This is a genomic window from Phreatobacter stygius (assembly GCF_005144885.1).
Classification (GTDB): domain Bacteria; phylum Pseudomonadota; class Alphaproteobacteria; order Rhizobiales; family Phreatobacteraceae; genus Phreatobacter; species Phreatobacter stygius.
In genome coordinates this window covers 7,340,824-7,354,671 of the sequence record NZ_CP039690.1, presented here as the reverse complement: position 1 = coordinate 7,354,671, position 13,848 = coordinate 7,340,824, and the positions used below count along the sequence as shown (strand labels likewise).

Sequence of the window (13,848 nt, the reverse complement as noted above, 5' to 3'; positions counted from 1 at the left end):
TTAGCGGCAGGCGGTTGCGTGGGTACGGCGTTCACGCCCGGGTTCTAGAGCATTTCCGCGCGAAGTGGATACCGCTTCGTATGAAAAGCCCAGCGCGGCGGGCAGGCGCCAATCGGGCGGAGCGCTCCGGCGCAGGTGTCGCGAAGCCGGTCGACGGTCGCTTCGCCTCGCCGGCCGAGGCGGCCGCCTCTCGAAGGCGCGCATCGCCGCGTCGTGCTGCCGGGATCAGCCTGTGCTGCGTTCGTGCCTCCGCCCGACGGGCCCGTTCCGAGGTCAAATGGGCCGCCTCATCCGTCTTGGTCTCGTGGTTGTAGAATCCAATTGATAAACTATAACGTGTGTTTTATATGCAACCTATGCGTCAGTTGCGGTGGTCAAGGAGCACTTCTCGGTCATCACGGCATAGTGAAAGGTGGCGGCCCGCTCAGATTCATGGCCGGATCGGTTCCGCCGATTGCGCGGTCTTGCCGATCGTCGGGTTTCGCGGTCTTGGCGGCGGGCCGGACGCGGCGCGTTCAGATAAGCCAATTATAACAATGGGTTGTTTCGCCTCTCACGGGTCGCGAGATGATGACCGGGCAGGCATTTGCGGCTGGTCGAGCCGCCAGGTCCAGCCGGAGAGTCCGCCGGGTTGCCCAGCGTGGCACAACTGCAACGGCCCGTGAAAACCGCGATGCCCAAGGTACCTGCCGGTGGACTCATCCGTTGATCGGCACCTCGCCCGTCGTCGGCGGATAATTTTTCAGATTGGGGTCGTGATGTATCCGCATGGGTTGTGCGGGCGAGAAAATTGGCCGGCCTCAGCTTCCCGATGGAATACCTGGAATCTGGTAGGCCTGTGATTGGCCAAAAAACAAGCAATGTTTCTGGCCATAACCTGTCACCGAACTGACTCAATGCTTGTAATCACAGCAGCCATATGGCTATGATGCTTCAAATGTCGGGTATTTGACAATTGGATGTGGCGAGGTGACCGATTTCTGGTCTGTCCTTTACGCTTTGACGACTCCGGACCTATGTGAGGCGCAGCGGTTGTCGGTCGGCTGAATGATTTCGGTTGGCAGACGGTCTTGGATTGAGGAATTCAAGCTTTGAGTTCAGTCGCGTCACAACCCGAATTGACTTGTGCGCCCAACGGGACATTCAGCTTTGCGCTGCCTATCGCACCGAGCATTGTCGAGGATTTTTTTGGAGTTTCGGTCAGGGTCAACGTCGATGGTCTTGTCTTCAACGTTGTAATCGACTCCTCCATCCAGATCCTCCGGTTTGCCGGTCGATTCAGGACGCAAAATACTTCGCAATGGCGATATCGTTTCAGATATTGGTCCATGTTAGTGAATTGTCGTCGGTCAATACGGCCTCTCCCACGGTCGCAGCTCAGGAGCTCGCCGGCGGGGGAGAGGCGAGGGTGGTGGTTCCGTTCAAGGCTGCCGTTCGATTTGACGAACTCGCGCCGGCGCAAACTGCGCCGACCTTTCACCTGGCCGGGCTGGAGCCGCCCCGGAAGCGGGATCGACAGCCCGCGCCACCGGACGCGAGCCGGAATTGTCGTTCGACGAGCTGTTCGAACAATGGCGCGAGCAACATCTGCTGTCCGGCGGGGCGCCGACGACGCCGCCCTATTGGGAAACATTGATTCAGCGCTTCGTCGCTTATCTCGGGCATTCGGATCCGGCGCGCGTTTCGACCCAGGATGTCAGGAATTACCGGGATCACCTGATCAAGAGCGGCCGGCTGTTGCGAACCGCCCGGCATTCGGACCTCGCGGCGCTCCGGTCGATCTTCCGTTTCGGGATCGAACAGGGTTTGCTGCCGATCGCGGATCCGACATCCGGCGTTCGTTTCCGCAGCAGCCGGCTGGTGACGAGCCGGAAGATGATGGCGTTTTCCGATGATGAGGCGCGGACATTGTTGCGCGCCGCCGATCTCGAAGACAAACCATCGCGACGATGGATCCCGTGGCTGACCGCGCTGACCGGCAGCCGTATTTCTACCATCGTCAATCTGCGACACGAAGATGTCGTGAAGATCGATGACGTCTGGTGCATCCGTATTTCACGGCAGGCGGGGCCAATCAAGACCGCTGCGTCCGAGCGCATTGTTCCTATTCATCCGCTTATTCTCGAGCGTGGATTTATAGACTTCGTTCATTCGACAGGGCGCGATCGTCTTTTCATCAACAAAGACGCGCGACGATTCATTCTGGACGGGAAGACGACGACTTCGTCGATCCCTGCGCCGTATAATCCTGGCCGCACCACCCGGAATCGACTGACCGAGTGGATCCATTCGCTTGGCCTCGACATTGGCCGATCCTCCGGCAAGGACCCGAACCATGCCTGGCGACATTGGTTCAAGGAGAAGGCTTTCGAGGTCGGCATTCCCGAAAAAATCACGGATGCCATCGTTGGTCACGCTCAGGCGAGCATATCGCGGCGTTATGGCGCTGTATCCGTGCCGGTCATGTTCGATGAATTGAAGAAGATTCCTGACCCTCTCAGTCATTGAGGGATAGCCACAGCTTGTTCGCTGTTCGTATTTTCTGATCTGTTTGGGTTTAACTTAAAGAAAAACCCCGACGGTTGCCCGCCGGGGTCTTCTAACTCAGGATCTGAGGATCAGATCAGAAGTTGCGCTGAACGCGGAGGGTACCAACCCAGGCACCTTCCTGGCCGCGCGGCACACCGCCGCCCGAGATGGCCGGAACGACCAGCCTGGGTGCGGGCATTGATGTTGTGGTAGACAACTTCAAGGCCGAGGTCGAGGTTACGAACCGGCGACCAGATCGTGTTGACGCCGACGTTCCAGTACTTGATGTCCGAGAGGCCAACACCGCAGCCGGCTGGTTGATGTCGGAATAGCACCGAAGATCGACGAACGCAGAGCCGGGGTCCAGAAGTGACGGAAGCCGGCGGCAACCGACCAGGCCTTGGTGGTCTGGATCGAGGCATTGCCGACGACCGGAACACCACCGAGGTTGTTGGCGACGACCGCGTCACGCAGGCTGCTGTTCAGAGCATTTACGCCCGACAGGTTGCCGCGCCGGAGATGGTCGCGATCACCACCCTGGTTGGCCGTGCCGAAGGCGTAGTCGAGAGCGCCGTCGGCATAGACTGCCTGCAACCACAACACGTCGCCACGGGCGAGCATGTCGAGGTTCAGACGGAGACCGGCACCAACAGCCCAGCCGAACTTGTCGCCGGCTGCGTTGGTCGGATTGCCGAAGTTCAGGCCAGGGCGGGGTGGGTCCGTCGTGCAGCATAGCCGTAATCGGTCAGCTGGTGCAGGGCACCCATGATCTGAGCCGAACCCCAGGCCTGATCGACGCGCAGGTTGGCGACGATGTCCGGACTTTCTGGGGCCGTAGGTCATGCCGTAGACGCCCGAGAGCGGACGCGCCAGCGGCGTGATGTTGACGCCGGCGGCGTCGAGCCAGACGTCCTGTTGAGTAGCGGCGATACATGCTGTCTTCCAACGACACCGTCGCCGAGAAGCCCGAACCGAACGAGGCGGTATAGGCCAGCACGGTGGTCGAGCGCGCGGTCGCGGCGAAGTTGCCGGAGAGCTGCACGTCGCCCTGGTAGAAGTTGAAGAACGAGGCCGAGAAGCCGAAGGTGAAGCCAGCGAACTGGATGAAGGCACGCTCGACGTTGATGGCGGAAGCACGCGGCGACTGATGCACCCTGAGTTGACCAGGCCCTGCGAGGAGAAGGCGCCGTCAAACTGACCGCGATAGGCCGAGAACTGGCCGAAAGCGCGGAGCAGGCCGTATTCGGTGTTCGAACGGGCGTCGACGTTCAGCGTCAGACGCGCCGAGGTGCCGTAGAGCGAGTCGAAGTACGAGGTACCGAGAACCCGCTGGCCGGGGACAGCGGTGCTGCCGGAGCGGCTGCCCGGAGTGGTGTTGACCGTGTAGTCGACACGCACGAAGCCGCCGATACGCAGGCAGGTGTCGGTGCCCGGGATGAAGAAGAAGCCCGCGCCGTAGGTGTCGCAGATGCGCACGTACTCAGCGGGGGCCGCCTTGCCCGGAAGATCGGCAGCCTGAGCGCCGGCGATGGCAACGAAGCCCGCCGCGGTGCCGAGAAGAAGGCTCTTGACCGTCTTCATGTTGTAGACCTCCAAAGTTTCTCCTGAAAGGGAGCTGGGGTTCGTTGATCTTGCCGGTATCCCGACGAGCCTTCGGCCCTTAATTCCCCGCGAGCCGACTTTCTTGTCTTCGGGGTTACGAACCTTCGAACCCAAGAAAGGCGGTGCGACCGGGGTGCCCCCCTTCGTCGCAGGGTCACCATTGCCGATGGCATCGCGCCAATCAACGGAAACAACAGTCCGCACAGCCTCTGGAGTGGCTTTGCCCGGAACTGTTGCAAGAAGGCCACGCCGCCGTTAACCGGCCAGAAAGCCCGCATCGGCACCGCAAGCCCTTAAAGAGATAGATCAATTTCGGCAGCCCCGGCGACAGCCGCCATTAACCAATAGGGCGCGGAGCGGCTCTGCGCCCACCCGGCGCCAAGGCCCGGCGGCGGTCCGCGCGCCGCTTGCGGAGAGAGAGCTGGACTCGGGCGAATCCGGAGCCGAACGGCGGCAATTTGCGCATTTCACGCCTCCCACCGGCCATTCCGGTGGATTTGCCGTCTTTCGGATCGATCTGGCGGCTTTGGCATCGGGGCCGCGGGGAATCACCCGGCACGGGCCCAGGCGCGAATCTCACAAGCCTGGATCTCGGCGAACGCCGGATTCGCCCCATCAGCAGATTCGGGTGCCGAGTCGATATGGCGGCCCGATCCGGCGCTTGGGGTGTCAGATCGCCGCCCCGTCGATGACGAGATCCCCCTCGAGCGCGGCGCGCACGGCAAGTGCCGTGTTCTGCAGGCTGTGATCCTGGCGCCGGCGCGGATGCGGCAGGTCGATGCCATGCACGCCGGCAATGCGGCCCGGCGAGCCGGCGAGCACCACGATGCGATCAGCGAGATAGGTCGCTTCGTCGATATCATGGGTGACGAACAGCACGGTTTTGCCGGTCGTCTGCCTGACCCGGGTCAACTCGTCCTGCAATCCCTCGCGGGTGATCGCATCGAGCGCCGAAAACGGCTCGTCCATCAGCAGGACTTCGGGATCGACGGCGAGCGCGCGGCCAGTGCGACGCGCTGGCGCTGTCCGCCCGAAAGCTGGTGCGGCCAGCGTTCGGCGAATTCGGCGAGACCGACGACGGCAAGCGCATCGGCCGCCTTGTTGCGCCTTTCGCTCCGTCCGAGGCCGGTTTTTTCGAGCCCGAAGGCATTGTCGATGACCCGGCGCCAAGGCAGCAGCCGGGCATCCTGAAACACGAAAGCGAGCGCCCGCCGGCCAGGCGCCGGTTGCGCGACCTCGACTGCGCCGGCGGTCGGCCGCGCCAGATCCATCAGCACGCGGAGCAGGGTCGATTTGCCGACCCCGACGGTCCGACGATCGCCAGGAATTCACCGCGCCGGACCGTCAGGTCCAGGCCGGACAAGACTTCGGTGCGCTGGCCGTCGCGCTCGAAGGCGAGCGACAGGCCCTTAATGTCGATCACGCCCTCCATCGGAGCAACCATCCCTGCAGGGCCACGAAGGCAGTGTCGAGCAGGCCGTAAAGCCCGGCCATGGTCAGCATATAGACCACCACGATATCGGTCGCGAGCAGGCTGGACGCCTGCATCATGCGCTGGCCGAGGGCGGCCACGCCGAAGATTTCGGCGGCGACCACCGCCATCCAGGCCTGGCCGATGGCGGTGCGCAGGCCGACCAGGATGCCCGGGGTCGCGGCCGGCAGCAGAACCTTGATCAGCCGTTCCGGTCCGGAGCGGAAGCCGAAGGCATCGGCCACCTCGATCAGGTCGCGATCGACATGGCGAACCGCGCCATGAGCGGCAAAATAGACGATCCAGAACACACCGATGGCGATGATGAACACCGCCGCCGAGGGCGCGACGCCGAACCAGATGATCGCGAACGGCACCCAGGCCAGACCCGGGATCGGCCGGAGCAGGCGCACCACCCAGGAGTCAGGCTCTCCATTGGCCGATACATGCCGGTGACCACGCCGAGCCCGACGCCGAGCGCCGAACCGGTGACCAGCCCGGTGGTGTAGTGGCCGAGGCTGCTGCGGATGGCTTCGAGCCAGGCCCCCGACGCGAGTTCACGCCAGAACGCCGCCGGCAGCACGCTGGGGGCGGCAGGAAGGCGCATTGACCAGGCCAAGCTGCGGCACGGCCTCCCAAAGGCCGAGGAATCGGCGAGGCCGCCAGCGGCAGGAGCAAATTCAACGGCTTCACGGCGTCACTGGCTGGCGGCGGCGTGTTCGAAAAAGCGCGTCTCGAACAGTCCGTCGAGCGGCAGTTCGCGGTCGAGCGAGCCGAGCTTCACTGGTAGCGCTGCAGCGCCGCGGTGGCTTCGATGATGCTGCGCGGATCGGCGGTGAATTTCGACGCCGGCGACACCAGCGCCTTGGCAATGGTGGCAACATCGACAATGCCCTTGCCCAGCGCCTGCTCGACATGCGGGGCGACGCGGGCCGGATCGCTCTTGATCAGGGCGACGGCCTTGACCACACCGGTGACCAGCGCCTGGACCTTGTCCGGGTGGCGCTGCAGGAACGCCGCCGTCACCGCGACCACCGTGCCCGGCTGGTTCGGGAACATCTCGCCGCCCAGTGCGACGATCTTGATGCCGGGATCGCGCTGCGTGACGATGGTCACCGCCGGCTCGCGAATGGTCGCGCCCTCGACCGCGCCGACCAGAACCGCCTGCTGGGTGGCATCAATGCCCATCGGCACGACCGTGGCATCGGCCTTGTCGGTCCTGGTCACCTCCCAGAGCCAGTGCTATGTCGTATGCCAGCGTGGCCGCGCGCGGCCTCGGCGCGATAGCGTTTGAACGCCTCGGCCGGCGCGACGCCGGCTCGAAGAAGGGCGAGCTTGGGCGTCACCACCGCGGTCATCTCCTCGACCGCCGTCGTCGACACACCTTGATGTCGATGCCGCGGGTGCGCGCGACGCCAAGCGGCGCGACCCCGGCGACATAGATGTCGATGGTGCCGGAGGCGAGCGCCTGGATCATGTTCGGGCCCGACTCGAAGGTCGTGTAGCTGGTGTTGAGCCCGGCCTCCTTCAGCCAGCCCTGGCGGTCGGCCACGAAGACCGGCGCCGCCGCCAGGATCGGAATGACGCCGATCCGGGCCGCGACCGGAGCCGCGCCTTGCGCGCCGGAGCGGGTTGCGAAGGTCACCACCATGGGCGCGGCGAGGACGAGACGCGGGACAGCGACATGGTCAATCCATTTGATGGAGGCGGCGCGAGGCGGTCATTTCAAAGTCAGATGATGATATGGTTTCGGATCGCAAGACGGTCGCATGGGCAGATATTTCATTCTCGAAAATGGCTTGATGACGACAATAAAATGCTCTCAGCGCCGATCACTGGAATGAACTGCGACGCCGCTGCCACGCCTCAAGGCTTCGGCAGGCCGGCACCTGATAGGGGTGGTCGACTTGATGCGCTCCATCGCGAAACGCGACGTGACGTTCTTCAGCGGGATCGTCTCGATCAGCCGCTTGTAGAAGGCGTCATAGGCGGCCATGTCGGTCCACACCACGCGCAGCATATAGTCGACGTCTCCGCCATCCGGTAGATTCCATCACCTCGGGAAGCGCCGAAACCGTCTCGGCGAACTTGCCGAGCCATTCCCGGCGATGGTCCGACGTCTCGATGGAAACGAAAACCGTCAGGCCGAGACCGAGCTTTTCCGGCGAGACCAGCGCGACACGGCGGACGATGAAACCATTCGTCTCGAGCTTCTGAATCCGCTTCCAGCACGGGGTCTGCGACAGGTGAACCCGCTCGGCGAGTTCGGCGATCGAGATCGTGGCGTCATCTGAAGAATCGTCAGGATCTTGCGGTCAATGGCATCCATTCTCTGCTTAGCCCCGAATGTGACATGGCGTTCACCAAACTGGGCTTATGAGAAAATAATTTCTGATAGGCTAGATTTCATCCGGATATGAGAATATTTATTCTGTTTTGGCAAGAGCGCAGATGCTGCGCGGCGCCGTGGCGGCGCCTGTTCCGCTGAGGCGGTCGACCCGTTGACCGCTTCGGTCAGGGCAAAAAACAAAAGGCCGGCGCGAGGCCGGCCTTTCCAAACTGATCAGATCGCCTTCGATCCCCGACGGCTTCGTCGGCGGTCTCGGGCTTGAGAAGACTTAGCGACGCGATCCGCGCTGGGCGCGCTGCGTGGCGTAAAGCACGGCCTCGCGCAGCATGGCTTTCGGCGGTCGGCCTCGCGCTGGGCCTGGCGCTCGGCCTCGAGAATACGCTCGGCTTCTTCGCGTTCGCCCGTTCGGCGGCTCCTGCGCGGCCTTGGCGGCGCGCTCGGCTTCGCGCGCGGCCTCGCGGGCCTCGCGCGCTTCGACCACGGCGCGGCGGGCTGCCTCGCGCTTGATGGTCTCCGGATGATCCGGCCCCGGGCGCGAACGGAATTTTTCCAGAAGGCTCTGCTTGGCCTTCTCGGCGGTTTCGCGACGTCCGGTAAAAGTGGTCTGCTGGTGGATCGACAAAGGTTAGCCTTGGTTCGTGCTGGGTGGGACTTATTTAGGAATTCACTGGCTTCATCGCCATGGCAATCGCGCATTTCCGATAAAGATAATGCGATTTGCCGTGACAGCTTGGGGATTCGCTTTGGCGGCCGGAATCGGGCCGTTGCGCCGAGGCTGCTTCACATCGCTTATCTTGAATGGCGATCCGCTCCGGCAGTCCATCGAACCTCTGCGCATGATTTGCACCGGTTCAACGCGTGGCACTGTCAAATGGTTCCCGCCAAAAGCGCGCTAGATCGAGCAGGGGCGCTCTTGTCACTGATCTTGCAACCGGCCTCACATCTCCAGATTATCGTCTGCATTACCTAAAGTCTGGCGGAGACGGAGGGATTCGAACCCTCGGTACACCTTTTGAGCGTACACTCGTTTAGCAAACGAGCGCTTCAGCCTCTCGGCCACGTCTCCGCGATGGCCGTCTCTATGCCCGCGAACGCGGCAATTGGCAAGGCGATCGCCGAACAAGATGGCCAGTTCTTTTATGCAGGCCGGAGACCGACGGGCCAAGGCGCGGCCCTGCCGTTGGCGCCAGCTTCCGGTCTTGGCCGGCCATCGGCGATGGCGACCGCGCCGGGCGGATCGCCAAGGTCTCTCAAGGTACCGAGTCGCCTGTCGGAGCAGAGCCTTCTTCTCGGCACCGCGGCGGGCTTCGTTGCCATCGCCGGCGCTCAGGCTGCCGATCTTCCGGGCAAGGCGGCCCCGCTGAGTACGTGCGCATCTGCGACACCTACGGCGCGGGCTTCTCTTCATCCCGGCACCGACACTGCCTGCGTATCGGCGGCTTCGTGCGTGTCGACTACGGCGTCAACACCATCCGGGCAGCCGCTCTAACGGCAGCACCGCTGTCCCCGGCCAGCAGGTTCTCGGCACCTCGTACTTCGACTCGCTCTACGGCACCTCGGTGCGTCTGACGCTGAACGTCGACGCCCGTTCGAACACCGAATACGGCCTGCTCCGCGCTTTCGGCCAGTTCTCGGCCTATCGCGGTCAGTACGGCGGCGCCTTCTCTTCGCAGGGCCTGGTCAACTCAGGCGTGCATCAGTCGCCGCGTGCTTCCGCCATCAACGTCGAGCGTGCCTTCATCCAGTTCGCTGGCTTCACCTTCGGCTTCTCGGCCTCGTTCTTCAACTTCTACCAGGCGACGTGCAGCTCTCCGGCAACTTCGCCGCGACCGCGCGCTCGACCACCGTGCTGGCCTATACCGCCTCGTTCGGTTCGGGCTTCTCGGCGACGGTGTCGTTGGAAGACAGCATGTATCGCCGCTACTCGAACAGCGATACCTGGCTCGACGGCACTGTCGGCGTCAACACGGTTGGCCTGGCGCGTCCGCTCTCGGGCGTCTACGGCATGACCTACGGCCCCCAGAAGCTCCCGGACATCGTCGCCAACCTGCGCGTCGATCAGGCCTGGGGTTCGGCTCAGATCATGGGTGCCCTGCACCAGCTGACCGATTATGGCTATAACGCTGCCGTGGTGACCACGGCGACTGGCCTGAACTTCGGTGGTCCGACCAACGCCGCTGGCGACAAGTTCGGCTGGGCTGTTGGTGCCGGTCTGCGTCTGAACCTCGACATGCTCGCCCGTGGCGACGTGTTGTGGTTGCAGGCAGTCTATGCCGACGGCGCTCTCGACTACGCTTTCGGCACGGCCAACCAGGGTGGTGACCGCGGCACGATCTCCGGTGCGGGCAACTCGCTGGCGTGAATGCTCTGAACAGCAACCTGCGTGACGCCGTCGTCGCCAACAACCTCGGTGGTGTTCCGGTCGTCGGCAATGCCTCGATCCAGACCACCAAGGCCTGGTCGGTTGCCGCCGGCTTCCGTCACTTCTGGACCCCGGCTCTGCGTTCGTCGATCTTCGGTGCTTATTCCGACATCAACCAGCCGGCTGCCGGTGTTGGTCTCTCGGACATCAAGTACTGGAACGTCGGCGTCAACACGATCTGGTCGCCGGTTCGTAACCTCGACCTCGGCCTTGAAGTTGTCTATCACAACATCAATGCCCGCACGCAGGCTGGTGGCGTTCCGGCCATCACCGGCGGCGGCGTGGCGCGCGGCCAGGAAGGTGCCTGGGTTGGTACCTTCCGCGTTCAGCGCAACTTCTGATCTGATCCTCAGATCCTGAGTTAAAGGACCCCGGCGGGCAACCGCCGGGGTTTCTTTTTGCCTTGAAGCAGCGTCTCGCAGCCGCAACAGTCGCAGCATGGCTCCGACCGGCGACGCCGGTCCGGACAGAAGCGACGAAACCTGTGGCCGGTCGCCGCTGGGGGTTGCGGTCAGAGGGTGGCGTCGCAGACACTGCGCGCCCGCAGGTCTCGCCATGTCGCGCGGCGACGCGATCCGGCGGAGAGGGAATTGGGACATGTTTCGGCCGAAGCAATGGATCTGGGGTCTGCCGCCGCTGGCGCTGCTCGTCCTCCTGGCCATTGCCTTCACCGAGGCCCCCGTCACCGCCGATGTCGGCAAGCGGTCAGCGCTGAACTGGCTCGCCAAGGGTTCGACTGGCCAAGGTCGAGGCGATCGGCCGCGATATCAGGATGACGGCCAGGCGGAAAGCCTGGAAGCGCAGGCGCTCGCGGCGCGCGCGGCGGCTGAGGTCGCCGGCGCGCGGCTGGTCGACAACGCGACCAGCATCATTGCCGTTCGCCAGCCCTATCTCTGGACCGCGGACAAGGCCGGCGAGGTCATCACCTTGACCGGCGTGGTGCCAAGTGAGGCGTCCCGCGGCCAGATCATCGCGCAGGCACGTCGGCTCACCGGTGGCGCCGAAGTGGTCGACCGGCTGGAGCTTGCCCGCGGCGCGCCTGACGGCTTTGCCGATGCCACGGCCTTGCTGCTGCGCGAACTCGGCCGTCTCGAGCAAGGCCGCGCCGCCCTTTCCGATCTCAAGATATCCTTGCAAGGCACTGCAAACACGACGGAAGTCATTTCATCCGTCAGCCAGGCGATCGGCGCGCCGCCGGCGGGATTTTCGGTCGCCGAGATCACGATCAGGCCCCCGCGCGCCACGCCTTATCTGTTCGAAGCGGAGCGCGACCCGTCGGGCCTCGCCCTGTCGGGGCATGTGCCGAACGAAGCCACCAGAGCTTCGGTTCTCGCCATGGCGCGGCAGGTCCTGCCCGGCGTGGCGATCACCGACCGGATGACGCTCGCCGAAGGCGCACCGTCGGGCTACGAGGCGATGACCGGTTTCGCGCTGGCCCAGCTCGGCCGGCTGAGCGCGGGCCGGGTCAGCCTGCGCGACGGCGCCCTGGCGCTGCGCGGCGCGGCGCCCGATGGCGCGACCTATGCCGCCGTGACGCGGGCCGTGCGCAGCGGACTGCCGGCGGTGCTGAGTTCGGCCACCGCCACGATCACCGCGCCGGTGATCGCGCCTTACCGGTTCTCGGTCATCCGCCAGGGCGACACCATTGCCGTTGGCGGCTTTATCCCGGACGAGAACGTCCGCGCCGATGTGCTGGCGGCGATCAGGGCGGCGGCGCCGACATTGACCATTGCCGATCGGGCCGAGATCGGCCTTGGCGCGCCGCAGGGGTTCCAGCCCATGGCGGCTTTCGTCGCCGGCCAGGCGGCGCGGCTCGACCCGGCTTCCGCCCTGCTTGCCGATACGGCGCTGACCATTCAGGGCCGGGCAGGGACCTTCGCCGTTCTCGATGCGGTCACCGCGATGCTCAGGCAGCCGCCGACCGGACTGACGGTTGCACGCATCGATCTGGTGCCGCCGACGGTCCGGCCGTTCACCTGGGCAGCCCGGCTCGACGGGGCGGATGTGGTGCTCGAGGGCCATGTGCCTTCGACCGGCGTCCGCGATCAGGTCCTTGCGCGCGCGCGTTCTATTGCCAGCAATGCCAAGGTGGTCGATCGCATGCGGGTCGCCGAGGGCGCATCGGCCGATTTTGCCGCTGCCGCCCTGTTCGGCCTCGGCCAGCTGCAGCGGCTGAAGGACGGGGCCGTCTCGCTCTCCGACGGCAGTTTCGCGATCACCGGTACCGGGCGTGACACGGTCGGCGCGGCCGAGGTGGCGGCTGCCGCGTCCGGTCCGCAAGGATTGCCGCGCAGCGCCAGGATCGTCCAGAACGATGTGGTGGCGACCATTCTGTCGGCCCGGCCGTTCCTGCTCAACATCATCAGGACTGCGCAAGGGGTAACGCTCGACGGTTTTGCCGCGAGCGAGGCGGACAAGACGGCGCTGGTCGAGGCCGCCCGCGCCACGCTGCCCGGCGTCACGGTGACCGACAAGATCAGGGTTGCCGAGGGCCAGCCGGCCGATATGGACTGGGTGGCAGCGGGCCGTTTCGCGCTGATGCAGGTCGCGCGGCTCCGGCAAGGCAGCGCCCGCTACCAGGACCAGGCCTTCACCATCGAAGGCGATGCGATCGACCGGCCGGGATTTGTCGCCGCCAACCAGGCGGTGCGCACCGAGCCGTTTCCGAATGGCGGCCGGCTCGCCGGTGTCGATATCAGGCCACCCGTGGTTTCGCCTTACCCCTGGTTCGTCCAGAAGACTGAAAGCGGCGTCCTGCTGCAGGGCTTCGTGCCATCCAACACGCTGCGCCAAGCCAATCGCGAGGCGGCCGAGCGGATCTTCGCGCCGCTCGCCGTGCGCGACAGCCAGGAGCTCGCCGCCGGCGCGCCGGATGGGTTCGCTCAAGTTGCATTGTTTGCCATGGCGCAGGTCGCGCGGCTCGCCGAAGGCCGGGCTTCGATCCTCGACCGGACCTTGCGCGTCGCCGGGCGGGCTTCGTCCGAAGCGGTCGCCAATGACATCCGCGGCCAGCTGCCGCCGGCCGGGCCGGAAGGTTTCGCCACACACCACGAGCTGATCGGCCCGGTCGCGCCGCCGGCCGGCCTGGCGCCCGCGCCCTCGAGCAATCCCTGTGCGGTCCAGATCCGCGAAATCCTGACGACGGGCAGCGTCGCTTTCCGCCCCGACAGCGATGCCATCCGGCCGGACAGCCTTGCCGTCCTGACCCGTATCGCGCGCAGCCTCGGGCAATGTCCGGCCGCTGCCTTCATTGTCGAGGGCCATACCGACGACACCGGCTCGGCCGAACGCAATCTCGACCTGTCGCAGGCGCGCGCCCTGTCGGTGGTCAAATATCTGATCCGGCGGGGTGTTCCGGCGGCGCGGCTGACGGCCCAGGGGTTCGGCCAGACGCGTCCGGTGGTGCCGAACGACTCGGCGGCGAACCGGGCGAAGAACCGCCGTATCGATTTCGTCGTCAGGCCGTGAGGGGGG

The 13,848-nt window shown here is 64.8% G+C and carries 9 protein-coding genes, 1 tRNA gene and 4 pseudogenes; 6 read left to right on the top strand and 8 right to left on the bottom strand.

The genetic code is table 11. The features are described 5' to 3' along the window. Nucleotides 1-1,545: 1,545 nt before the first annotated feature. Nucleotides 1,546-2,508 (top strand): tyrosine-type recombinase/integrase, encoded by a 963-nt coding sequence (locus E8M01_RS34895; protein WP_136964368.1) that lies wholly within the window; start codon nt 1,546-1,548, stop codon nt 2,506-2,508. Nucleotides 2,509-2,766: 258 nt separating this feature from the next. On the opposite strand, the gene E8M01_RS34890 is transcribed toward E8M01_RS34895, so the two are convergent. The 8 genes and pseudogenes from E8M01_RS34890 to E8M01_RS34855 form a co-directional block, all read right to left on the bottom strand. Further along, complete coding sequence (locus E8M01_RS34890; protein WP_136964367.1) at nt 2,767-4,110, bottom strand: porin; 1,344 nt, start codon at nt 4,108-4,110, stop codon at nt 2,767-2,769. Nucleotides 4,111-4,800: 690 nt separating this feature from the next. Continuing rightward, nucleotides 4,801-5,563, bottom strand: a pseudogene (locus tag E8M01_RS34885) (ABC transporter ATP-binding protein). Further along, nucleotides 5,551-6,282, bottom strand: a pseudogene (locus E8M01_RS34880) (ABC transporter permease). Before E8M01_RS34880 ends, E8M01_RS34885 begins: the two co-directional pseudogenes overlap by 13 nt. Nucleotides 6,283-6,382: 100 nt before the next feature. Then, entirely contained in the window at nt 6,383-6,829 is a 447-nt protein-coding gene (locus tag E8M01_RS34875) for an ABC transporter substrate-binding protein (RefSeq protein WP_246088539.1), read from the bottom strand. Between the two features lie 127 nt (nt 6,830-6,956). Further along, nucleotides 6,957-7,253 (bottom strand): ABC transporter substrate-binding protein, encoded by a 297-nt coding sequence (locus tag E8M01_RS34870; protein WP_246088538.1) that lies wholly within the window; start codon nt 7,251-7,253, stop codon nt 6,957-6,959. A gap of 171 nt (nt 7,254-7,424) precedes the next feature. Beyond that, nucleotides 7,425-7,931 (bottom strand): annotated as a pseudogene (locus tag E8M01_RS34865) (Lrp/AsnC family transcriptional regulator). 289 nt (nt 7,932-8,220) lie between these two features. Then, nucleotides 8,221-8,574, bottom strand: coding sequence for a DUF6481 family protein (locus tag E8M01_RS34860; protein ID WP_136964366.1), 354 nt, complete (start codon nt 8,572-8,574; stop codon nt 8,221-8,223). 352 nt (nt 8,575-8,926) lie between these two features. After that, nucleotides 8,927-9,018, bottom strand: a tRNA-Ser gene (locus tag E8M01_RS34855). Between the two features lie 302 nt (nt 9,019-9,320). Between E8M01_RS34855 and E8M01_RS36045 the strand changes: the two genes are divergently transcribed. From E8M01_RS36045 to E8M01_RS34830, 5 genes and pseudogenes are all read left to right on the top strand, one after another. After that, a complete protein-coding gene (locus tag E8M01_RS36045; protein ID WP_211596684.1) occupies nt 9,321-9,521 on the top strand; it encodes a porin in 201 nt (66 codons plus the stop codon). Further along, nucleotides 9,506-9,727 (top strand): annotated as a pseudogene (locus tag E8M01_RS36040) (porin); the annotation flags it as partial. The gene E8M01_RS36045 and the pseudogene E8M01_RS36040, both read left to right, overlap by 16 nt. Nucleotides 9,728-9,753: 26 nt before the next feature. Further along, nucleotides 9,754-10,314, top strand: a complete 561-nt coding sequence (locus E8M01_RS35825) for a porin (RefSeq protein ID WP_136964365.1) — start codon at nt 9,754-9,756, stop codon at nt 10,312-10,314. Beyond that, nucleotides 10,311-10,715 carry a hypothetical protein gene (locus E8M01_RS34835; protein ID WP_136964364.1) on the top strand — a complete coding sequence of 135 codons (405 nt, stop codon included), beginning with the start codon at nt 10,311-10,313 and terminating at the stop codon, nt 10,713-10,715. The genes E8M01_RS35825 and E8M01_RS34835 overlap by 4 nt, the downstream gene beginning before the upstream one ends. A 256-nt stretch (nt 10,716-10,971) precedes the next feature. Continuing rightward, nucleotides 10,972-13,842, top strand: coding sequence for an OmpA family protein (locus tag E8M01_RS34830; RefSeq protein WP_170182198.1), 2,871 nt, complete (start codon nt 10,972-10,974; stop codon nt 13,840-13,842). The last annotated feature ends 6 nt before the right edge of the window (nt 13,843-13,848 follow it).

Coding starts and splice junctions, on each gene's coding strand:
- E8M01_RS34890 (WP_136964367.1), bottom strand. CDS start 4,110: ATGAAGACGGTCAAGAGCCTTCTTCTCGGCACCGCGGCGGGCTTCGTT.
- E8M01_RS34870 (WP_246088538.1), bottom strand. CDS start 7,253: ATGGTGGTGACCTTCGCAACCCGCTCCGGCGCGCAAGGCGCGGCTCCG.
- E8M01_RS34830 (WP_170182198.1), top strand. CDS start 10,972: ATGTTTCGGCCGAAGCAATGGATCTGGGGTCTGCCGCCGCTGGCGCTG.